The sequence below is a fragment of the Chryseobacterium sp. YR221 genome, from assembly GCF_900176315.1.
In the GTDB taxonomy this organism is placed as follows: Bacteria; Bacteroidota; Bacteroidia; order Flavobacteriales; family Weeksellaceae; genus Chryseobacterium; species Chryseobacterium rhizosphaerae.
In genome coordinates this window covers 386,737-409,804 of sequence record NZ_FWXM01000004.1, presented here as the reverse complement: position 1 = coordinate 409,804, position 23,068 = coordinate 386,737, and the positions used below count along the sequence as shown (strand labels likewise).

Genomic DNA, 23,068 nt, shown 5'->3' with positions numbered 1-23,068 from the left:
GATCTATATTGATTTTTATTGAAAATAAATGCATACAGTAGAAATACTGCAGCAAAAATATCATGAAAACCTCTGCAATGGTATTGCAAAGTTTCAAGTAATGTTTAGAAAGCATCACTTTCTAAAGTCAATAAAAATTAAATTTTGGGAGGCTGCCAGATAGGGTCATATATCTGGTAAGCAAGGTCATTCTTCTGAAAAAGAATTTTCTTTGAAAAATAAGCAGGAACCTGCTTGGGAATCTCTAATAACGGATCCATCTTAAATGCTGATACTGCAATCTGGCAACAGCTGCATGCACAAAGTGGTGAACAGATATCTCCTTTCTCCGTAGAATGAGCTCCATGGATACTTAGTGATATTTTCTTTTCTCCTGAATCATATGGTGTAGACACATCTTCACATGGCATTAATGATAACGCCATGAAATAAATTGCCAGTATCCATCTTAACAGATTCATTGTTACAAAGGTAAAGCTTTTTTCCAAAATGGGTGATGTCCTGGAATATTTAATATGCAATGCAGAAGTGTTTCTGATTATTCTAAGTTTAATAATGAAATAAAAAACAATCACTACATTGGTAAGAAACTAAGATTATTTTAAACGAATGAAACCCTTTTTTGCTACACCTTTACTTATTTCATTGACTTGTTCAATCCTATTCTCTTGTGAAAAAAAAGAGATATTAGGTAAAGATATTAAGGTCTTAAACCAAAATAGAAATCTTTCGACCGTTAATGGAACCGATATTTATACAACAAATCTTATGATCGAGCCTGATACCTCTGACACACTTAGGTTTAAACTAACAGATAAGGATTGGGTCTTTTTAGGAAAAAGTTTTGATAAGAATAAAATCTATCTTATTAATAACAATACAAAGATAGGAGAAAGAGCAAATTCTATTGAACTTGATGATACAATTATAATTAAAACAGACAAAAGATCCCTATCAATAAACTTTCGTCATTTTCTTGACGAAAAAGAAAATATAGACACCGTAAAAACCAAAAGTTTTAAAAACTTCATGCACACTTTTGATTCTCTGGTATATTATAGATCTAGGGGAAAATAATTTATTAAAATAAAAGCCACCGCAAGTGCAGTGGCTAAAAAAATCAAATCTAATTATTGGGCTATAAACTATAAATTCGGATTGTTTTCAGATTCCTTCTGTGGAATACTGAATAAATAATACCTACTATTCGGTACAAATCCTGTTTGATCAGGGAATGCAAAATTAGTATGACCTCTTCCATCAACTGTTTTTACCGTTCCGTCCGGTGTAGTTACCTGAACTTTAACAGGCTCTCCATTGGCGTCTACGAAACGCTTCCTTACTACTGTTCCCTGTGTTCTGATGATATCTGAAAGAGAAAAACCTTCTCCGAATAATTCTTTTCTTCTCTCAATTAAAATTTCCTTCACCACATCATTCTGAGCTAAAGAGCCACTGTAGACATTAGCATTTCTTGCAGATTTCAATTGATTTAAAACATTTACTGCCTGGGATACATTTCCGTTTCTTGCTTCCGCTTCCGCTTCAATCAGGTACATTTCGGCAGCTCTCATATAGACGATATCAGCAATAAGTCCTGATTTAAATTTAAACTTAGCATACCTCAACAACCCTTCTCTCCCTTTAAGACCATCCCATGAGAAAAGCTGATATCTGATATCATTAGTATCAAAAAGGCCTTTAAAATAAGGATCAGCCATAAAACTGTAATAATAACTTCCGGAAGAAGATACATCCAGGTAATGGAATGCATAACTCGCCCCGGATTGCTCCTGGGTTTGTCCGTGCCCCCAAATCCATTCAGCATTATTGATATCGTTGAAACCATCCTTATATTTCTCCGGAGCCATCAAAGGGTAACCTTCTCTTGCAATTTTTGCCGCAGCTGCAGCTTTACTCCATTCTCCCGTATTCAGATAGGTTCTTGCTAAAATCCCGTTTACGACAGAACGATTGATCTTATCTTTATTATTTCTCGTATAATCTTTCAATAAATTATCAGCATCTGTAAGATCACTTTTCACTAAAGCATAGATCTCTTCCAGGCTTGCTCTTTTCTTCCCGACTGTAGTTATCGTTGAAGGTTCCGTATAGATCGGAGCTGTTAATGCCGTCTTATCTTTCAGGTAACTGAACTGATAAAAACTGGCAAGATTCAGATAACAGAAAGCCCGTAATGCCTTTGCCTGGCCTTTCACCTGATTCTTTTTTTCCTGACTTCCTTCTGTTCCGTCAATTCTGGCAATCACATTATTCATGTTATTGATGGCAGAATAGAGCATCGACCAGATAAATAATGGACGGCTTGCCGTACTATTAACCATTTCAGTAAAAGTATAGGTAGAAGAAAAACCATATTTATTAGTCAGTACCGCTACATCACTTCCCATAGCATCACTTGCTCTTAAAACAGTTGAATACCCTATATTGGCATAGGTTGTTCCATCATCATTGAATCTGGCCCAGGTTCCGTTGATTACTGTTTCTGCACTTTCAGCTGTTTTAAAAACCTCTACATCATTAGCCTGGTCGGTAGGAGCTGTTGCCAGGTCACTTTCACAGCTGGTCAGTACCCATGCTGCGAGTAAGGCAAAAGATAAATATTTTAATTTTTTCATTGTTTCAATTTTTAAAAGTTAAAGAGTTGCCTGAAGTCCAAAAGTGATTGTTCTCATCGCAGGATACCTGTAATAAGTAGTACCGTCCAATGCCTGTTCAGGATCCATTCCTTTATGTTTATAGAAGGTCAGAAGATTTTCTGCCTGAACATAAATTCTGAACTTTTTAAGTCCCAGTTTTTCAAAATAGTCTGAAGGAAGGGTATATCCCAGACTTACATTTTTAAGTCTTGCATAGGTCCCGGAATATAAAAATCTCGAAGAATTGGACGTCCAGTTATTGGTAATTGTGCTCAATGCAGGTACATCCGTATTAGGATTTTCAGGCGTCCATCTGTTTAACATTTCTACGCTCCACGCACGACCTCCGGCACTTCCGTTATGCATAATTGAGGTATAATCGGTATCAAGAATTTTACCCCCGATTTTGAAAGTCAGCAATCCTGAGAAGTCGAAATTCTTATAGGTAATACTTGTACTAAGCCCTCCGGTTACTTTTGGCAGCGCAGATCCCTGCAGTGTTCTTGTTGCTTTTGCATATTCAGAAGTAGTACCTTCCACTGTATTTCCATTAGCATCTGTACTGATGGTTTTCCATAATGGTCTTCCGTTACTTGCGTCTACCCCTACCCATTCCGGAATATAGAAATCATATACAGAACCACCTACCTGTAACAACTTTGTTCCGGTAAGGATAGAACCTTTAGGTAATTTCGTAATCTTATTATTCAATGTACTCAGGTTAAGATCTAAATTCCATTGGAAATCATCCGTCTTAATTGGTGTTGTAAAAAGAGAGAATTCAAAACCTGTATTTTTTATGGTTCCGATATTGGCCGGAAAATCATTAATTCCCAAAGACGGAGCTACTGGCATATTAAATAGAAGATCCTGGCTTTTTCGCTCAAAATACTCGATATTTCCTTTCACTCTGTTATTAAGAATCGCAAACTCTAATCCTACGTTCAGATTAAGATTCGTCTCCCATTTTAATTCGTTGGTTCTCGCTTTTTCAAGTACTGCCCCCGGCTCACCAAGGTTATTATAAAATTTATAAAGCTCCTGATAAGCGTAATAAAGAGGGAGTTTATTAGGCTGTAATAATTTATCATTCCCCTGTCCTCCATAACTTGCACGAAGTGTCAACTGATTAAAGAAATTCAGATTTTTGATAAATTCCTCATTAGAGATTTTCCATGAACCTCCTACAGACCAGAATTTTCCCCAACGGTTATCCTTAAAGAATCTTGAAGAACCATCGGCTCTTCCTGAAGCTGACAGGAAATAGGTATTATTAAAATCATATTCCACTTTTCCAAGGTAACTTAGCAGGCTGACCTTATCACTGTTTCCACTGAAACTTCCCAATAAAGCGGCAGCATCCGGCTCATAGTAGTAGGGAAGTGAAAACTGACTTCTGGTCCCGGAAATTGTTTGATAATCATATTTATAAAATTCCTGACCTGCCAACACATTAAAGTGATGCTTTCCGAATTTTTTATCAAAAGTCAGAATATTACTCGTGGTATACGATAAAGTTCTGCTGTTTGACTTTGTGACCGATCCTCCAATCTCACTACCCTGCCCAATAAGCGGGTTTGAGTAATAATGTCCATTATAGTTGACCAAATCTACAGAAAAACTGGTTCTGAACTTCAATTCAGGTAAGAATGTGAAATCCATGAAACCTTTTCCGGAGAAGTTATCTTCTTTATTTTCGTTTTTATCCAAAGGTAAAGTTGCTGCCAGATTTTGATTCTGAAGAGCGTTGGTAGGCCTGTATTTTCCAAAATCGTAAATTCTGTTTCCGGCACCATCCAATACATAAGACCCATCCGGATTTCTCTCATAATAAGGATAGAATGAAGGAACAGATCTTGCTGCCTGGATAACATTGCTTGTATTGGAATCTGAAGACGTAGGAGCCTGTTGAATACTGTTGGTATAACTTAGGTTTACCCCTACATTCAACCATTTCTTAACTTCAGAATTGAGTTTTAACCTTGTGCTGTATTTTTTAAATCCGGATTCAATGGCAATCCCTTTATCATCAAGATATCCCAATGAGAAAAAGTAATTGCTTTTTTCACTTCCTCCACTGATATCCAGATCTACCTGATTTCTCGAAGCCACTCTCTGTAAAACATCTCTCCAGTCATCATTCCATAAAGGTGTCGCCCCGGATAATAGTTTTCCGTCTGTACCTACAGGTTTTGAATAATTGGCTCCGTAAGGATTGATACCCAGCTCAGAAATAAGATTATTGGTAGCCATCTGAGCCGCCTGCTGTCCATTGATCTGACTGGATCTGTATCCGTTTCTCAATGCTTCCCAATACAGTTGAAAATACTGATCCGTATTGACTTGTTCGTAATCTTTTACCGCTCTGGTGGAAAAACCCTGGCTCATATTAAAATTGATTCGGGCTTCTCCTTTTTTACCGGATTTAGTCGTAATAATGATGATCCCGTTCGCTCCTCTTGATCCATAAAGAGCACTTGCCGTAGCATCTTTCAGTACACTGATTGATTCTATATCATTAGGGCTTATAGAGTTCAGATTTCCGTCAAAAGGAATTCCGTCTACCACATATAAAGGATCGCTGGATGCACTGATAGAACCAATTCCTCGGATCCTGATTGTTGCTGTAGATCCCGGCTGTCCGGAAGAACTTGTTGTCTGTACTCCTGCAACCTGTCCTTCCAATGCTTTTGTAATATTGGTAACAGGTCTGTTGTTAATTTTATCACTGGAAATAGTTGCCACAGAACCGGTGTAGCTGGTTCTTTTAGCCTTTCCGTAGGCTACCACCACCACTTCATCAAGCTCCTTCTCATTGAGTGTATCTTTTTTAGCCTTGGTATTCTGTCCGCTTAAGCTTCCTATTCCTAAAAAGAATACCGCTACAGGGGGAATCCAAATTTTTGAGCTAATCAAATTTTTATTAATCATAATCAATTTTGTTTATCATATATTAAAATTTTGCCCTTTGCAGATAATACAGCAAAGGGCATCGATAAATACGATAAACCTAATGCTTATTTTTCCTTTAAAGGCTGAATGTAACACCTTGCGCGAGAGCAGGTTGTTAAGATTTCATTGGGTCAGTTCCCTCCATCTTTCTTTATAAGCCGATCGAAATATGTCTGCAAATCTAGAAATATTTAGTCTACAAAACAAGTAGACTTATAATTTTTCATGATAATTTTTCAAAAATTAACTTAATATTTTATTAAAAAGCCGATAAAATAAGGACTTATAAAAATTGACACTTTAGCAAACATGAGAAATATCATTAATAATAATTGAATCAATACACTCTGTGTGCATGGAAATAAAAAAATGACGCCAATGGCGTCATTAAATTTTATCTGAGTAAGAATTTTTTAGGAATTACAAATAATAACTCACTTATTAAGATCAGTAAAGTCTCTGGATGGATACAAAAACCTCCAGTGTATTATCTGAAGTATTGGAATCTGAAGTCGTATTACCATTCCCTGCACTTGTAAAAGATTTGTTATCTATACGGAGTGCATAGTACACTCTGTACCATTTGTTGTCAGCAGTAGTAATATCAAAAGTTACCGTTTCGTTTCTTCCATAGGTAAGATAAACCCCATCATCAAACTGTGCATAATTATTAGGGAAAATTAATAAGTTAGCGCCATGTGAGTCACCTGTATGGGTAGACACTTCAGAAACCCATACTTTTGCATTGGCAGTAGTGATATTATAAAGACGCGGATCAAAATTAGTAGCTGCCCCGCTTGAGTCAAATGCATTGGGAGCAGTAATAAAAGCATCCACTCTGAACGTATTATTGATCACGGGAAGATCATTAAGAAACTGGCTTAAAAGAAATGATGTTGTCTTGCGCGGAATTGAAGAATGATAATAAACCAACTCTCCGGGAGCAATCACAGCTCCGGCTCCTACTGTTGCACTACAGGTCTGTCCGCCAATATTTAATGCAAAAGTAGTCAGTGTAGGGCTGGAAGCCGTAGGTACACCTGACACTGTATAGCTAAGAATTCCTGATCCTACATTAAAATTTCCAGCAGCCAGTGTTGCTGTAAGCCCATTTACAGGCCCCACAGTCTGTGCCGGATAGACTCCTCCGTTTCCTCCGGTGTAAGGAACAGTCATTGTTCCGGTATAGGGAGTTCCTGCCGTATAGGTTCCTGGAGAAAGTGTGACTCCGTTACAGGTAATAGATCCTAAAGTTCCGGGCGCAAGAGAACCATTATTGAATGTTCTCCATTCAGTTCCGTTCCAAAATACGTAACCGACATAGCCTAGCCCTGCGGTTCCCAAATTGTATACAAGTAATCCCGCAGCCGGTGAAGGGATGGTAGCCCCATCCGTCTGAGAAGTCAAGGCAACTTTTGGCCCCAAAAATCCTTTTTTACTACCCACTGCAAGAGCGTCAACATTCACATCAAGCATTGCAGATGCATTAGGCACCGTAGTACCAATCCCAACGCTACCAGAAGAAGTTACAGTAAAATCATTGGATTGTTGTACAGCTGTTGGAACTCCTGTCGCATTGTTATCTTTTAAGCCATCTACATGGAAACTTCCTTGTGGATTCGCTGTATTAATACCTACCTGGGAGTAGGCCAATCCTGAAATAATTGTTGTCAATAAGAATAGTGTTTTTTTCATTTTTCGAATTATTTTTTGTTAAAAAGTTGACAAAAGCTTCTTTGAGGTGCCCTATCAAAGCATGATCAATTGTGTTTTAAATCTGGAATTTTTTTTCTAAAAATATTGGAAGAGCACAGCAAAGTATAGCTAAGAAAGAATGGAGTTTGAAACTTTTTCAATAGAGTAAGGACATTTATTCGGTACATTTGTTTGATACAATTTCTCCTGCAAAACTAACTGTATCATTAAATCAAAAAATAAAAGTATAAATCACAATCTTGAAAATGATTTAAATTTTATATATCTTTGAAAACCAAAACAATATCCTAATGAATTATGATAATTCATTAATTTATTCCTTATAACACAGATTTTAGATGTCAGAAGTAAACACAAAGAATGTACAGATAGAAAAATTTAAGCTTGAACTAATGGATAGGTATACTATTCTTATGCTACTGGTTTTAGGAGTATATGCCGTAATCTTCACATTCTTTATTCATGACAAAATGATGTCCTGGTATTTAATGATCGGGTTATTTTTTTCCGGTTATACCTATTCAATTGTAAGAAAAAAATATCCGATAAGCCTTATAGTGCATCTGTATCTACTATTTGCCCCTATTTACAACTTCTATATTATGCTTGCCTTCTGGAATAATTCTGTTGCAAGTTTTTGTTGGCTGCTTCCCATCCCACTGGGAGCCTATATTTTCTTTTCCAAAAAAGAAGTATTACTGTATGTGGCTTATATATTATTATTAATTATTACCGGCTATATTGCAGCCAATAACTTCAACTTTACTTTTCCTGAGCATACCCAAAAAGAGGTAATGTTTACAGATACCATCCTTTTTATTTCAAATATTTTAGTTGTTTCATTATTAATTTATTATAAAGATAAGATCCGAAAACTGGAAATTCTATCTCAAATAGAATCCACTGTAATTCGAAAAGATGAAATACAGACTCCTACTGAAAACTCATGGGATGACATTGATGTTGAAAGCATGAAAAAACTATTTGAAAAAATAGAAACCGCCATGACCGAGAATAAACTTTTTAAAGATGACAAGTTCAATCTCTCAAAACTGAGCGTAGCACTAGATGTCAACAGCACTTATATTTCTAAAGCTATACGGTATAAAGGATATTCCAATTTCAATACATATCTTAATATCTATAGAATCAACTATGTGAAAAAACTTTTTACAGAGATTGATTTCCAAAAAACGACTTTAATGTATATCTATACTGAAGCAGGGTTTTCAAATCAGTCAACGTTTAACAGGGTTTTTAAACAGATTGTAGGAATTACCCCTTCAGAATATGCGCAGCAAAACCCACAGACGAATATTGATCTGTAGTCTATATAAATTTATTTATCTTTGATTAAATTTTTTAAATGAAAATTCTTATCGTTAACGGCCCCAATCTTAATTTACTAGGAACACGAGAACCGGAAATCTATGGAACAATCTCTATGGAAAAGTATTTGGAAAATCTAAAATCCGAGTTTCATTCTTATGAATTAAAATATTATCAATCCAATATTGAAGGAGAGCTCATCAACAGGCTTCAGGAAGATGATTTTGATGCAGTAGTGATCAACCCGGGAGCATTCACTCATTATTCTTATGCGATAGCAGACTGCTTAAAGAACATACAAAAACCTAAGGTTGAAGTACACATCAGCAACATTTATAAAAGAGAGGAATTCAGACAAAAGTCTGTGACTGCTGCCAACACCGATGCTGTATTGTCTGGCTTCGGAATGGAAGGATACAGATTAGCTTTGCTAAGTTTAAAATAAATTCTCTTTTTAAATATCTATCGCAGATGTAGCAAAATAAACAATACATTTTACTCTATTTGAAATAAAAAAAGCCTCATCAGTGATGAGGCTTTTGTATGTATTGTAAATAATCTTATTAGATTGTTTGTTCCTGTAATTGAGGTCCTGAAGCAATTAGTTTTTTACCTGCTTCAGTATCACAGTACTGCTCAAAGTTTTTAATGTATCTTGAAGCAAGATCTTTTGCTTTTTCTTCCCACTCGGAAACATTCGCGTAAGTATCTCTAGGATCTAGAATACCTTCAGAAACATTTGGAAGTGCTGTAGGAATTTCAAGATTCATGATTGGAACCTGAGTTTTAGGAGCGTTATCAATAGAACCGTCAATAATAGCATCAATGATTGCTCTTGTATCTTTTAAAGAAATTCTTTTTCCTGTACCGTTCCAACCTGTATTTACTAAATATGCTTTAGCACCATGCTCTTTCATTTTACCGATCAATGTTTTAGAATACATTGTAGGGTGTAATGTAAGGAATGCTTCACCAAATGCAGGTGAGAAAGATGGCTGAGGTTCTGTAATTCCTCTTTCTGTTCCGGCAAGTTTTGAAGTATACCCGCAAAGGAAGTGGTACTGAGCCTGATCTTCATTCAGGATAGAAACCGGAGGAAGTACTCCGAAAGCATCTGCTGAAAGATAAACAATCTTTTTAGCGTGCCCTGCCTTAGATGGCAATACAATTTTGTTGATATGATAGATTGGATAAGAAACTCTTGTATTCTCAGTGATTGATCCGTCTTTATAATCTGCTATTCCATTGTTAACAACAACGTTTTCAAGAAGTGCATCTCTCTTGATCGCTCTGAAAATATCCGGTTCTTTTTCTTCTGATAAATCGATAACTTTAGCATAGCATCCTCCTTCATAGTTGAATACTCCGTTATGATCCCATCCATGCTCATCGTCACCAATAAGGTATCTTTTTGGATCTGCTGATAAAGTAGTTTTACCTGTTCCAGAAAGACCAAAGAATAAAGCAACATCACCTTCTTCTCCTACGTTAGCAGAACAGTGCATTGAAGCCATACCTTTCAATGGAAGGTAATAGTTCATCATAGCAAACATCCCTTTTTTCATCTCACCTCCATACCAAGTACCACCGATAATCTGTAGTTTTTCAGTAAGGTTGAACATGATGAAGTTTTCAGAATTTAATCCTTGAGCTTCCCAGTTTGGATTCGTCGTTTTAGAACCATTGATTACCGTGAAATCAGGCTCTCCGAAGTTTTCAAGCTCAAAATGAGAAGGGCGAATGAACATATTGGTAACGAAATGTGCCTGCCATGCCACTTCAACAATAAATCTTACTTTAAGTCTTGTATCAGCATTTGTCCCGCAGAAAGCATCTACTACATAGATTTTTTTTGCCTCCGCCAGCTGATTCATCACTAGTTCTTTACAAGACCCGAAAATTTCTGAAGTGGTAGGTAGATTTACTTTACCATCCCAAAAAATTGTATCTCTTGTAACATCATCCTGAACAATATATCTGTCTTTAGGTGAACGACCTGTGAAAATTCCTGTTTTTACCGATACCGCGCCAGATTCTGTAAGCTCAGCTTCCTCAAATCCCTGATTTTCAGGAGAAACTTCAGCCTGATACAATTCTTCATATGAAGGATTGTATACGACTTCATAGTTTCCTTTAATCCCTAATTTCTCTAAATCCTGGATGATTTTAGTGTTTTTCATTTTACTTATATTTTCTATTTCTTTATTGAGTTCAACAAAAATAATATTAATTATTTGTTAAAGGTGGTTTAAATATACTGATATAAGTCAGAATCACAAATAAAAAAAGGGGCTTGTAATTTATTGATTATAAATTAATTATATCTTGCCATTCAAAAACACTAGTAAAACCCTTCTCCCAAAAATAGTCTTTATAGTCCCCAAATTTGGCACTCATCACGAAATCTCCGCCCCATGCCCCCAAACTTTTTACAAAACAAGGGCAGTCTGAGAATAATCGTTCTTTAACTGTAGGAATTTCAAGGAAATCGGAAATTTTTTGCTCATGAATCATCATTAGCTCAGAAAAATTTTGCAATTCATTGCATAACAAAATTTTCTTTGTGATATCTGAAAATTCATTCACCAGTTCCGGAGATTTCTTTTTTGACTTGTAAAAACGGATTCCTTCTCTGCTATCTTGCTTTTGATTTAAGTGAATAAAAATCAGTTCATTTTTAAAAGGAGGATTGAAAGTTACCTTCTCATATTTGATTCCCGGTTTACTGCGGAAAAGGACTGCGGATTTCTCTTTTGCGACCGCAATATCGTAGCCACTTCCTCCTAAGCTGATTGAGTTCAAATAAAAAGGATCGATTTCGGACCATTCTGCCAGGTTATTCATTAAGGTAGAACTGCTTCCCAGCCCATAATCTGCAGGAAACTGAAGATTTGTTTTTAAATGGTAAGTACAATCGTTTTTGAATTTTATATCGGAAAGCTGCTGTACATTCTTTAAAGTTTTTAGAATAAACTCAGCGCTTGACGGGATGTTGGCTTCAAGAATCTGCCAATTTTTATAGTCTATGGCAACTTTTAGCCATAATTGATCTTGATGAAAAGCTTCCCAAAGAATCAGGGATTTGCCGTCATTTTTTTCATCAAAAAAAAACTCTTGTCCAAGCTTGGTAGGTACCGCCAGGACAAGAGCTCCGTCTATCGCGAAATATTCTGAAGTAAGCATAAGCTTGCCCGGTGAAAATATCGCGTTCATATTTTTTTATTTTAGATTGCAGAAACAGCGTCTACAGATCCGTCAATTTTTTTGATCAGCCCCTGAAGGGTTTTTCCAGGTCCAACTTCTACAAAATTAGAAGCACCATCTTTGATCATATTCTGAACAGACTGTGTCCATTTTACAGGACCAGTAAGTTGATCAATAAGATTTTGTTTAATCTCATCAGGGTTTGTCACCGCTGTAGTAGTAATATTCTGATATACAGGAATAGTAGCTTTTCTGAATTTTGTTTTCTCAATAGCTGCAGCTAATCTTTCTTGTGCCGGCTGCATTAATGGCGAATGGAAAGCTCCGTTTACAGCCAGTAATAAGGCTCTTTTTGCTCCTGCTTCTTTCAATTTAGCACAAGCTTCCTCTACTGCAGGTGTTTCTCCTGAAATTACCAATTGCCCAGGGCAGTTATAATTGGCAGGAACTACAATTCCATTGATTTGAGCACAAATTTCTTCCACTTTAGCATCTTCCAATCCTAAAATTGCTGCCATTGAACTTGGATTTGCATCACAAGCCTCCTGCATAGCCTTAGCTCTTTCGGATACTAATTTCAAACCATCATCAAAAGATAAAACTCCGTTAGCTACCAGTGCTGAGAACTCTCCTAAAGAGTGTCCTGCCACCATTTCAGCTCCAAGACCGTTTACTGCTTTTAATGCTGCTACTGAATGTATAAAAATTGAAGGCTGGGTAACCTCTGTTTTCTTAAGATCCTCATCTGCTCCGTTAAACATAATGGAAAGAATATCGAAACCTAAAATTTCATTGGCAGATTCCATCAGATCTTTGATATCTTTTCTAGAATCATACAATTCTTTTCCCATTCCTACGAACTGAGAACCCTGCCCAGGAAATACAAGTGCTTTCATGTACTGAATTAAATATTATGCAAATATAACTATATTGTTAACAATATACTGTTAAAGAGATATAAATCATTTATGGAACCAATCTGATTACTCTGTATCCAGTATTTACGTAAGCTCCGTTGGCTTTAGATTTTACAAACTCAAATTTTGTTGCAAGCTGGGTCTGAACTTTATTCATCTGCTTAAAGATCTCTCCTTTTTTATTTTCTCTGGTCAGCATATCATTCACCACATCAAAACCTACGATGGCATATTTTGGAGGTGTTTTACAGTATTTTGTTTTATAGGCTGCCAGGATTTCTTTTTCAAATCCTCCGTCAGTATTGATCTTTCTGTCCATCAGGTACACCAGGCTGGCCTGGCTCAGGTCATCCACTTTCTTTTCAAAAATTGGAGAATAGAATAAACTGAAAGCTTTCACTCCCTGTACTTCTTTAGAAAGAGCAATCATTCTATTGGCAAAAGCCTCTCCCATGCTATCATTATCATTGGCCAGGACTGCAATAACCGGGGCAGATTGCCCTGTCATCATATTCTGATCCAGCTGAATTTCTGCCGGAGAATTAACAATAACAACATTTGGATTTTTAACAGATTTTTCAAGACCTGCTTTAATATAGTTAGCATTTTCTTTCTTAGCATCTGCCACTATATATATTTTCTGATCTGAATATACTCCTTTTACTTCTTCAACAATTTTATCAGCATATGTCTGATTGTTTGTTTCAACAATAATCAGGTTGCTGTAGTTGTATAATTCAGGAGAGTTAGCAAATGGTGCTACAATTGGAATTTTTTGATTTTTGGTAAAATCCAAGACATCAATCACATTAGACTTAAAGAATGGTCCGATAATCAAATCGGTATTGTCCGGATTGATCTGTGTCAGAGAATTTTTAAATGAAGCCTCGTTTCCGGAATCCACTATTTTAATATCCAGTTTCTGACCACCTCGTGCGTTTCTTTCAATAGCCAGTTTAGCTCCGGTTAGAAAGTCTAAAGCCATTCCTCGGTACTGAGTTTCGTTGGTACTGTAACCAAACGGTAACATCAACACTACACTTAAGGCATCTCCATTTTTCTTTACATAAGCAGGATCCTGCTTTTTGATTTTTAAAACCATTCCTGATTTCAATCCATGTGAAAGATCTGGGTTCAGAGCGATCAAATCATCAATACTCACTCCAAATTTATTAACAATAGAGAACACAGTATCTCCCTGCTGAACAGTATAGGTTACATAATCATCTCCTACAACCACATTGGATGAAGAAGATTTTTCGTTTCCTGAATCTATTTTTGTTTTTGGATTGACAGGCTCAGCAACGGTATCCGTATTTGATTTTTTTATTTTGATGGAATCTCCAGGTTTTAATCCTTTTTCTTCTAATCCGGGATTTAAAGCAAAAAGATCCTGTTGAGTGACTCCAAACTGTTTCGTTATTCTGTAATAATTATCCTTAGCCTGAATTACATATGTTTCCCCTTCTACAGCTACAGCTGGAGGAGTTGCAGTAACTTCTTTTACTACTGGAGTCTCTACCGGTTTTTCAGTAGCAATAACCTGCTGGCTATCTCCATATTTTTTTATGCTGGCAAGAGGTAATGTGATCTCATCTCCGATTTTCATATGAGAATCCAATTCAGGATTCAGTTTTCTTAAATCAGTTTCAGAGATTCTGTACTGCTTGGTAATCCCATAGATCGTTTGCTTTGGCTGTAAAACAATTTTTCCAAGCGAAGCATTCGTATTGGTTTTTACTTTTTCGGCTACAGCAGTTTTGGTAACAACCGGAGCAGTTACTTTATCTGATTTTATCGTCAAAATATCTCCAATAGCCAATTTGCCGTCCTTAAACTTTGGGTTTAGCTTCAGCAATTCATCTACAGTTATTCCATACTTTTTTGCGATGTTGTAAGGGTTATCACCTTGTACAACCGTATGAGATTTTTGAGCTGAAACTCCCAAAACCATACATAAACTAGATAGAATAAAAAACCTCTTTATCATATTCGATAATTATAATTTACAAAAATACTCCTTTAAAATTAAATGGCAACAATTATTAATTTGGATTCTTGAACCACCATTTCTTCCAAACAATTTTCAAGCCATGAATATCCTTCATCTGAAAAGAATGTACTAAAGTTATATACCCTTTCCTGCCATGTTTTAGAAGGATGTACACTTAAGAACAGATTCTCAAGCCTCTCCAGCAATTCGCCCTGTTTAATTTTTTCAGCATGAAGCAAACGTTTTCTCATTCTTTTAAATGATTTCAACTGTCTCACTTCTTCTGCATTCACAAGGTTTCCGAAAGATTTCTCCGTAATAGAGGCTGTTGCTTTCAGCTCTGAAAAGCTACGAATTAAAAGTTCTTCCTTTTCATCCAGCAACTTTAAAATGGTATTATCATTTAAAATTTTACGGTTGGTAATGATGGTAAAGTTCTGAAAAAAGTCTTCTATACTAAGGTCCAATTTTTCAATTTTTCCCACTGTTTTTTCTTTCAGGAAAAGCATTGAATTTCTTGGAATCAGAATAGGAAAAGGAATATTAATTGCAGAAAAATAGTCTTTAAGCTCCAGCCAATACATGATTTCGGCATTTCCTCCAATATAAGCCAGGTTTGGCAATACTTTTTCCTGGTATACAGGCCGCATCAAAGCATTAGGACTGAATCTGTCAGGATGATTTTCAAGTTCAGTCAATATTTCTTCCTGTGTCAACTGAATATTTGTGTCTACAATATTATATTTTTGACCGTTATATTCAATCCTATCTCTTGTTTCGGTAAGATAGAAAAGATTAATATCCCGAGGATTTACCTGTACTTTTCCGTATTTCTCCGTGAGAAAATCGACTTTGCTTTTTGAAGTTTTTTGTAAACTGCAGTGGAGAAGCTCATCTTTAAAAACATCTTTAATCTGATTCTTTAATTCTTTAGAATCGCCATCCAAAATCATAAGACCCCACTCTGAAAAAAGACGATTAACTAATGTTTTAATAGCTTGTGTCAGGGTATTGCCTTGCTTATAGGATTCTTTCAGCATTAAGATCAGCTCGGTACCAAAAACAGAATCTTTAAATTCTTTTTCAAATTCCGAGATAAAAAAGGTATCGGTGATCTGTATTCTTCCTACAGCCCCTCCTGATTTCTCGTGGGTTTCGTAGTAGTTACTTTCAGTTTTAAAATGATTGATCTCCGCAAAATCATGGTCTTCCGAAGCCATCCAATATACCGGCACAAAATTAAAATCCGGAAAATTTTCTTTCAGGTAAGTACACGTCTTAATTGTCTGTAAAATTTTATAGACAAAGAAAACAGGTCCCGAAAATAAATTCAGCTGATGACCGGTTGTAATGGTAAATGTATTGGGAAGTCTGAGATTTTCCAGATTTTCCTTTTGTTTTGAAGAAAGCTTGAGATCTGAAAGCTGTTTTTCAAATACATCATAGAGTATTTCCCTCTGCTCGGGTAAGAATGATTCTTTCTTTAGTTCGATCTGATTTCTGAAATGATCTAAAGAAAATGTATGTTTCTCAAAACCCTCAATTTTCTGATTCAAAAAATCTTTTACCAATTGAGGAATGCTTTCTATATCGTTAAATGATATTTTATTAATTGTTTTCAACTTGTTTTGTTTTTAGTTGAACAAATACCACACAATTCCGATATTCAACCTGAAGTCATATACGGGGTAATGCGGAAATGCATATGCTTTGTTACTGGAAATAACAGTTCCCATCTGTTGTCCTTCGATAAAGAAGAACATTTTTTTGACTTTCATATTTACATAAAGGTCTGCAATAGGCTGCCCACCGATGGAAAATGAATTTGCATCAGGCAAAATGTATTCATTAAGAATTGGAAAATAATCTCTGGATGCAAATTTAGAGAAGTAATAGACCTTAATTCCTGCCTGAATTTCAGCAGCTTTTTTAAATGCCTGAGTCTGAAAGAAGAAATTAGCTCTTCCGATAAAACTTGGCATCGGAAGCAATTCTTTATTCGTTAATGCATTTTGGAAATGCAGTCTCGTATTTAAATGAAATTTGCCATAGCTGAAGGTTGCATCTCCTCCGATCTGAGAAATGTTCAATGAACTTTCACTTTGTTTTGGATTAGCGTTGCTGTCAAAATAAGTATAGTTATCAATTCTGAAATAGTTTGCGAAAATTTCCGTCTTGAACCACTTCAGATTAATGCTTCCTCCAATTTCCATGACAGACTGATTCTTGGCATTCTCAAGATAATAATTATACTTACCGTAAACTGAAGTGTTTAATAAATAATTAAATGAAGGGTAAGCACTTTGGAAGTTTACTTTTGCGTTGACAAAATAATCTTTTATAGGTTCAAATTTCAGATTGTTCGTCGTTTTAAGATAGCTTTTAAACTGGCTTCCGTTTGAAAATTCTAAAAATGAATTCAACTGTATTTTATCCAAAAGTTTTACCTGCAAATTTCCGACAGCCCCAATCCTGTTTTCTTTAAGCTCATTAGGAAAAGCTACCCCATTGGCAATAACAGTGTTATTAATTCCAAATTTCAAAATCTGATAACGAACCCCTGCATCCAGTTTGAATTTTTCATTATTGAAAACCAAACTTACCGTATTGCTGAAATTCTCTGAATATTTTTTAGTTGCCAAAGGAAACCCATTGACCAAATCTGTGGGCTCTTTATACCAATACTGCTCCAGAGTACCCTGGTTATAATAATACTTGTTTCCCTGATGAGAAATGGTATGTCGTATGCTGAATGGGAATTTTTCTGCATTGAATGGCGTGAATTGATGGCTCAAATAGTATCTTCTATAGGCAAACTGCGAGCTGCTGGAAGCCAGATTAACCTGCATATTTTGCCTGTTATTAGAATTACTGTCTCCATTTTGAAACAGATTATCTTCTACCAGCCCTCCACTTTCCTGATTATTTACATTCTGATGAAGATAATGGGCAAATAGCTCGTAGTTTCCACTTTTTGAGGTATAATGTCCTGAAAATATAGTATTGTTATTTGCCGCTAAGGAATTCCTGTAAAATCCCTGAGAGCGCAGTCCCATATACTCAATGGCAAAATTGAATCTTTTCCCAATATTCTGGGTATAGGTTGAATTTAATGCAGCACCGTTTTTCATTGCCGTATGGTAAATGAATGAAGCAGTAGGTGTTTTTACATCATAATATTTCACATCGTTAGCTCCCAGAATCATATAAGATTTATTGGAAGGGAGCAAAGATAAATTTTGCTCGGGATTCACTTCAAATACAAGCGGATTAAAACCTGCTCCGATGTTAGCCGGTTGAGCTCTTCCAAAATTATCACGGTTGTTGTACTGTGAAAAAATATGGGTCTTATCAAAAGTCATTACCGTATCAAAAACTTTTTTTTCTGAAAACTGGGTTTGGTATTGATAATCGTTGATGGTAGGTTTAAAAATTTTTAAGGAGTCTTTTTTCCCGGAGTCTATGACCAGGGTATCTTCTTCTTTTTGAGTTGATTTGTTAGGATCTGTTTTATCAACAACCTGAGCTTTGCTCACAAAACCAAAGAAGATGAGTATGAAAAGGATGTACTTCATTATTCATTATTGTACAGCAAAAATAAGAAATAATAAGAAATAAAAGAGGCTATCTCAAAAATGAGATAGCCTCTGCTATAGAATTGTACGATAATTAATAATTGTCGTTTTGCTTAATGTTAGGATTAGCCTGGATCGCTGTAATAGGGATCGGCCATTGCCATTTAAAGCTTCCTGCATCAAGAGTTTGCTTAACCGCCGGCGCTCCTGTACCGTCAAAAAGATCTCCTTTACCTGATCTTTGAACAGAAAGACCTAATCTTTTCAGGGTATACCATCTGTCATTTTCAAAGGCAAGCTCTAATCTTCTTTCTTTCAGGATAGCATCTAAAAGAGCCTGTCCTGCTTCCGTTCCCGGAGTAAATGAAGAATGTCTTTCTTGTCTTAATTTATTCAATAAAGTAAGAGCCTGTGCAGGATTACCTGTTTTGTAATAAGCTTCTGCAATATTTAACAATACTTCAGCTGATCTCAGATATTTAATAGGCACTACATTAGAAGGACCTCCATTACCAGCATATTTTGTTACGTGGTTATATTTTTCACCACTGTATACACTTGTTGTAAAATAAGTAGGTTTTCTTACATCATCCGCAGTATATGCAGTATACAAATCATAATCTACCACAAATTCTGATCTAAGACTAGGAACTGCCTGGTTGTACGCTGATCCTACTGTATTACTCGGCTCAGCCGGAGCATTAGATATCTGGAATAATACCCCATCAGTAATTTTAGCTAGACCTTCATTTTCTTTCCATATTTTGGTAAAGTTATCGATTGCTGTGATACTTGGTGAAAGTCCTAATGCTAATTCTCCGTATTTGATTGTATTAGCGTAATCTCCTTTATAAAGATTTACTCTTGATAATAATCCATAAATAGCAGCCTTGCTCATTCTTCCTTTATCAGCATCATTCTGTGTAATATTATCAGCAGCAAATAATAAATCTGCTATGATTTTATCATACACCTGTTCAACTGTTAGATTTCTGGAAGCCGTATTATTTAATGGAGCATATTTTTCTGAATAATAAATTCCAATAGAATTTTTAGCTCCTGCAGATTGTGTTGGGATTTGAGAATATGCTCTTACAATATCGAAGTGAACGATTGCTCTCAATGCTCTCGCTTCTGCTTCTATGTTCATTTTTTGTGCACCTGACAATACTCCGTTATTGATATAAGACAAAACAAAGTTTGTTCTGCTGATAGCAAGATAAGCTGCACTATACAATCCGGTTGTTTGTGGGTTATCCGAAGAAAATTCAAAATTTGAAGCTGCAAAATTTGAATTTCTTCCTGAAGCTGTACGAATTAAGTTATCCGTAGTAAGGTCACCCATAATAAGCTGACTACCCGTATCACTGTTATAATATCCAGCTCCTTTAAGTGCTGTATAAGCACCATCCATAGCCTGTCTGAATGATTCAGGTCTTAACATCGCCTGATCAGCAGTTTCGTTAATAGATGAAACCTGGTCTAAATTTCTATCACAAGACGTCAACGTAACAAAAGCAGTTAACGCAGCTAAACTTATTTTTATTATATTCTTTTTCATAAAGCTATTCAATATTAAAATTCTAATTGCAATCCTACCAGGATTGTTCTTACAGCAGGGTAAGTATAAAGGTTGTATGATCCAGGAACAAATAATGCAGTAGATTCACCAGATCCTACTGAAACTTCAGGTTCTCCGTGGAATTTAGTTACAGTAAATAGATTCTGTCCCTGTACATATGCTCTAAGCTTATTGATAGGAGATCCTTCTCCAAGGAATTCTTTATCAAATGTATATCCTAATGTAAGAGATCTTAATCTTAAATAATCATTTTTTTCAATCCATTGATCAGAATCACGCATACCGTTTGAGTCTACTTTCTGGAATACATTGGTATCCCCTGGGTTTTGCCAAACATTAGCAGCAGATTGTGCCATATTTCTACCTGCAACAGCAAGAGTTGGATCAACAGCAGCAGCATACATATTGTTATAAGTATATCCTCCTAGCTTAAATGCAAAATCTGCACTGAAGTCAAGTCCTTTGTACTGAACTGTAGTTCCGAATCCACCAAAACTTTTAGGGAAAGGAGATTTGTCAGTAATAGGAACTGCATTAGAAGCGCTGTACACGTTAGTTACATTTCCTGCCTTGTCGTAATATAATGCATCTCCGTTATTTGGATCTACTCCTGCGAATCTTACATTATAGAATACATATGGAGACTCACCTACTTTAAGATAAGTATCTCCTAAGTTTCTTTCAGTTTGACCATCTGCTAACTTATCAAGAGTTGATTTCTGGAATGAGATGTTAGCATGTAAGTTCCATTGGAAATCTTTCTTTTTGATGATATCTGCACTTAATTCTACCTCAAGACCTTTCTGAGACATATCTCCTGCATTGATATACTGGTAATGTCCTCCTTCTTGTTTGTCTAAAGGCACAAGCTGTACAAAATCTTTTCTCTTATTCTGGTATACTTCCACGGATCCACGAATTCTTCTGTTCATCATGGTGAAATCAACCCCTAAGTTGGTAATTGCATTAGACTCCCATTTAAGGTTTTCGTTACCGATGATATAGCTGCTCTGTGCGAATGTTCCAGGATACAACGCTGCATTAGAACCATATAAACCGTAGCTGATGTTGGTTACGTTATAATAATCAGGAAGTGTTCCGTCATTACCCGTAGTACCGTATGATCCTCTAAGCTTTAAATCATTGATAAAGCCGCCTTTCATAAATTCTTCTTTCGCAATGTTCCAAGCCGCACTTGCAGACCAGAATACACCGCTCTGATTATTTGCTCCGAATCTTGATGAAGCATCTCTTCTTAATGATCCTGTTACAAGATATCTACCTTCATAGTCATAATTTAACATCCCCGCTAAACTGAATAAGGTATTTCTCGTCTTAATTCCGGTAAATGTATTTCTTTCTGAAGGAGTCGTAATAGAAGGAACGTTTAATACTGGAGATTTCAATCCGTAAGCTCCTCCGTTCATCGTTTCGTTGAAGTTATCGTTATATTCGATAAATCCTAAGAAATCGAAGTTGTGACTTCCGTATGATTTTTTGTAGTTGATCGAGTTATTCCAAGTATAGTTAAATCCATAGAATGAATTTTTGTTCAATGCTCCTGTAGGAATTTTGTTTGTTGTTAAATCCAGGTTTGATCCTTTTTTCAACCACTGAGTTCCCATAAACCAATCGAAAAGTCCGTTGAAATTGGTTTTAAATTTCAGACCATCAATAACTTTATATTCAGCAAATAAGGTTACCGGAATTCTCAATCTCTGATCCTCCAATCTGTAGTTACGAATCTGCTCTACCACATTGGAACCTGCTCTCATGGTTTGATTATAACTTCCGTCAGCGTTATAGATCGGCTCATATGGAGCATATTTATACATCGCCCCAAATGGGTTCTGTGTATTGTTTCTATCTCTGAAATTCTGGGTAACCTGATACTGAACTCCAAGGTTGATTCCTACGTTCAGTTTTTCACTCAGCTTATTTGTAAAACCGAAGTTACCTGTATATCTTTTAAGTCCGTCAATATCTCTGATGATCCCATTATCAGAATCATATCCTAATGAGTAATAAAAAGTACTTTCTTTAGAACCCCCTTGTGCACTGAACAAATAAGACTGAATAGCAGAAGGCTTTAACAGGTCTTTTTGCCAGTTATGATCATATGCAGCAAGTCTATCCATCTCTTGCTGAGATCTTGGCTTAAATCCTAAATACCCAAGTTGATTCTGAAAGCCCATTAGCTCTCTTGAATTCATCATGGTATAATTATTGTCCTTCAATCTTTCACTGAAACCAAATTTAGTTTCAAATGAATAACGAGTTTTTCCGGCTTTTCCGGCTTTAGTAGTTACTACAACAACTCCATTAGCACCTCTTGCTCCGTATTGAGCAGTAGCTGCAGCATCCTTAAGAATTGAAATAGATTCTACATCTGCAGGGTTGATCGCACTAAACTGTCTTGCAGTCATATACATTCCGTTCACTACATAGGTAGGCTCTGATGAACCACCAACACCACCAATACCTCTTACCTGAATTGTCGCAGCAGCACCTGGCTGTCCGGTACTACTTTGTACAAACACCCCTGAAGCTCTACCTTGTAAAGAGTTACCGATAGAAGTAGTAGGGCTGTTTCTTCTGATTTCATCTCCACCTACTACAGCCTGAGCCTGAGTAATTTCATCCGCTTTCTTCTTCTGATACCCTGTAACGACTACTTCTTCAATCTTCGTTTCATTCGAATCAGAGTCTTTTGTTGTTTTTTGCGCAAAAGCTGTTTGCCCTAAAAAAAATAAAGCCCCAACACTTAATACTCTTAGTTTCACATTCATATTAACAAATTTTATTAATAAATTTTAAGGCGACAAATATGTTAATAAATATTAACATTCACAAGCTTTTGCCCTCTACAGGCCGTTTCCGACACATTAACCTTGTTTTTTTTATTGAAAAAAAATTTTAACTATTGATAATTTATGTTAATTATTTTTTGCAATACAATAATTTATTAAGAAAAAAATAAATACAAATGATGCTTTTGACGATTATAAAATTTTTTGAAATATTATGCGTTAATTAATAAAATCCTAAGACAAATTAAAAACGATAAAATATATACTTTATTTATAGCATAAGAAGAAATTAAAAACAAAAAAACCTGCTAAAAGCAGGTTTTTCTTTTT

15 protein-coding genes and 1 riboswitch are annotated in these 23,068 nt (G+C 35.9%); of the genes, 3 read left to right on the top strand and 12 right to left on the bottom strand.

What is annotated here, in order from left to right; genetic code table 11:
- Positions 1-137: 137 nt before the first annotated feature.
- Positions 138-461, bottom strand: a complete 324-nt coding sequence (locus tag B8967_RS14210) for a DUF6660 family protein (protein WP_084086538.1) — start codon at positions 459-461, stop codon at positions 138-140.
- Between the two features lie 148 nt (positions 462-609).
- Here B8967_RS14210 and B8967_RS14205 point away from each other — a divergent pair, with 148 nt between their 5' ends.
- Positions 610-1,077 carry a hypothetical protein gene (locus B8967_RS14205; RefSeq protein WP_084086537.1) on the top strand — a complete coding sequence of 156 codons (468 nt, stop codon included), beginning with the start codon at positions 610-612 and terminating at the stop codon, positions 1,075-1,077.
- Between the two features lie 68 nt (positions 1,078-1,145).
- Here B8967_RS14205 and B8967_RS14200 read toward each other — a convergent pair whose 3' ends face one another.
- From B8967_RS14200 to B8967_RS14190, 3 genes are all read right to left on the bottom strand, one after another.
- On the bottom strand, positions 1,146-2,639 hold the full coding sequence (locus tag B8967_RS14200) for a RagB/SusD family nutrient uptake outer membrane protein (protein WP_084086536.1): 1,494 nt from the start codon (positions 2,637-2,639) through the stop codon (positions 1,146-1,148).
- An 18-nt stretch (positions 2,640-2,657) separates the two neighbouring features.
- The gene (locus B8967_RS14195; RefSeq protein WP_047484983.1) at positions 2,658-5,591 is read right to left on the bottom strand and encodes a SusC/RagA family TonB-linked outer membrane protein; all 2,934 of its coding nucleotides are present in this window, start codon (positions 5,589-5,591) and stop codon (positions 2,658-2,660) included.
- Between the two features lie 83 nt (positions 5,592-5,674).
- Positions 5,675-5,772: riboswitch (SAM riboswitch) on the bottom strand.
- Positions 5,773-6,059: 287 nt separating this feature from the next.
- The gene (locus tag B8967_RS14190) at positions 6,060-7,307 is read right to left on the bottom strand and encodes a hypothetical protein (protein WP_084086535.1); all 1,248 of its coding nucleotides are present in this window, start codon (positions 7,305-7,307) and stop codon (positions 6,060-6,062) included.
- Between the two features lie 359 nt (positions 7,308-7,666).
- Between B8967_RS14190 and B8967_RS14185 the strand changes: the two genes are divergently transcribed.
- A complete protein-coding gene (locus B8967_RS14185) occupies positions 7,667-8,656 on the top strand; it encodes a helix-turn-helix domain-containing protein (RefSeq protein WP_084086534.1) in 990 nt (329 codons plus the stop codon).
- Positions 8,657-8,694: 38 nt separating this feature from the next.
- Positions 8,695-9,102 (top strand): type II 3-dehydroquinate dehydratase, encoded by a 408-nt coding sequence (locus tag B8967_RS14180; RefSeq protein ID WP_047484980.1) that lies wholly within the window; start codon positions 8,695-8,697, stop codon positions 9,100-9,102.
- 118 nt (positions 9,103-9,220) lie between these two features.
- On the opposite strand, the gene pckA is transcribed toward B8967_RS14180, so the two are convergent.
- The 8 genes from pckA to B8967_RS14140 form a co-directional block, all read right to left on the bottom strand.
- Positions 9,221-10,837, bottom strand: coding sequence for a phosphoenolpyruvate carboxykinase (ATP) (gene pckA, locus B8967_RS14175; protein ID WP_084086533.1), 1,617 nt, complete (start codon positions 10,835-10,837; stop codon positions 9,221-9,223).
- A gap of 127 nt (positions 10,838-10,964) precedes the next feature.
- On the bottom strand, positions 10,965-11,870 hold the full coding sequence (locus tag B8967_RS14170) for a GYDIA family GHMP kinase (protein ID WP_084086532.1): 906 nt from the start codon (positions 11,868-11,870) through the stop codon (positions 10,965-10,967).
- An 11-nt stretch (positions 11,871-11,881) separates the two neighbouring features.
- On the bottom strand, positions 11,882-12,757 hold the full coding sequence (gene fabD, locus B8967_RS14165; protein ID WP_047484973.1) for an ACP S-malonyltransferase: 876 nt from the start codon (positions 12,755-12,757) through the stop codon (positions 11,882-11,884).
- Positions 12,758-12,827: 70 nt separating this feature from the next.
- Positions 12,828-14,768: a LysM peptidoglycan-binding domain-containing protein gene (locus B8967_RS14160; RefSeq protein WP_228406195.1), complete on the bottom strand. Its 1,941-nt coding sequence runs from the start codon at positions 14,766-14,768 to the stop codon at positions 12,828-12,830.
- Positions 14,769-14,806: 38 nt separating this feature from the next.
- Entirely contained in the window at positions 14,807-16,393 is a 1,587-nt protein-coding gene (gene bshC / locus B8967_RS14155) for a bacillithiol biosynthesis cysteine-adding enzyme BshC (RefSeq protein WP_084086530.1), read from the bottom strand.
- 12 nt (positions 16,394-16,405) lie between these two features.
- A complete protein-coding gene (locus B8967_RS14150; protein WP_047484966.1) occupies positions 16,406-18,346 on the bottom strand; it encodes a putative porin in 1,941 nt (646 codons plus the stop codon).
- Between the two features lie 94 nt (positions 18,347-18,440).
- Complete coding sequence (locus B8967_RS14145; RefSeq protein WP_084086529.1) at positions 18,441-19,907, bottom strand: RagB/SusD family nutrient uptake outer membrane protein; 1,467 nt, start codon at positions 19,905-19,907, stop codon at positions 18,441-18,443.
- A 14-nt stretch (positions 19,908-19,921) separates the two neighbouring features.
- Complete coding sequence (locus tag B8967_RS14140) at positions 19,922-22,717, bottom strand: SusC/RagA family TonB-linked outer membrane protein (RefSeq protein WP_084086528.1); 2,796 nt, start codon at positions 22,715-22,717, stop codon at positions 19,922-19,924.
- Between the last annotated feature and the right edge of the window lie 351 nt (positions 22,718-23,068).

What these genes read in the sequence shown, in the direction of transcription:
- B8967_RS14210 (WP_084086538.1), bottom strand. Translation starts at nt 461, where the DNA reads ATGAATCTGTTAAGATGGATACTGGCAATTTATTTCATGGCGTTATCA.
- B8967_RS14205 (WP_084086537.1), top strand. Translation starts at nt 610, where the DNA reads ATGAAACCCTTTTTTGCTACACCTTTACTTATTTCATTGACTTGTTCA.
- B8967_RS14200 (WP_084086536.1), bottom strand. Translation starts at nt 2,639, where the DNA reads ATGAAAAAATTAAAATATTTATCTTTTGCCTTACTCGCAGCATGGGTA.
- B8967_RS14195 (WP_047484983.1), bottom strand. Translation starts at nt 5,591, where the DNA reads ATGATTAATAAAAATTTGATTAGCTCAAAAATTTGGATTCCCCCTGTA.
- B8967_RS14190 (WP_084086535.1), bottom strand. Translation starts at nt 7,307, where the DNA reads ATGAAAAAAACACTATTCTTATTGACAACAATTATTTCAGGATTGGCC.
- B8967_RS14185 (WP_084086534.1), top strand. Translation starts at nt 7,667, where the DNA reads ATGTCAGAAGTAAACACAAAGAATGTACAGATAGAAAAATTTAAGCTT.
- B8967_RS14180 (WP_047484980.1), top strand. Translation starts at nt 8,695, where the DNA reads ATGAAAATTCTTATCGTTAACGGCCCCAATCTTAATTTACTAGGAACA.
- pckA (WP_084086533.1), bottom strand. Translation starts at nt 10,837, where the DNA reads ATGAAAAACACTAAAATCATCCAGGATTTAGAGAAATTAGGGATTAAA.
- B8967_RS14170 (WP_084086532.1), bottom strand. Translation starts at nt 11,870, where the DNA reads ATGAACGCGATATTTTCACCGGGCAAGCTTATGCTTACTTCAGAATAT.
- fabD (WP_047484973.1), bottom strand. Translation starts at nt 12,757, where the DNA reads ATGAAAGCACTTGTATTTCCTGGGCAGGGTTCTCAGTTCGTAGGAATG.
- B8967_RS14160 (WP_228406195.1), bottom strand. Translation starts at nt 14,768, where the DNA reads ATGATAAAGAGGTTTTTTATTCTATCTAGTTTATGTATGGTTTTGGGA.
- B8967_RS14150 (WP_047484966.1), bottom strand. Translation starts at nt 18,346, where the DNA reads ATGAAGTACATCCTTTTCATACTCATCTTCTTTGGTTTTGTGAGCAAA.
- B8967_RS14145 (WP_084086529.1), bottom strand. Translation starts at nt 19,907, where the DNA reads ATGAAAAAGAATATAATAAAAATAAGTTTAGCTGCGTTAACTGCTTTT.
- B8967_RS14140 (WP_084086528.1), bottom strand. Translation starts at nt 22,717, where the DNA reads ATGAATGTGAAACTAAGAGTATTAAGTGTTGGGGCTTTATTTTTTTTA.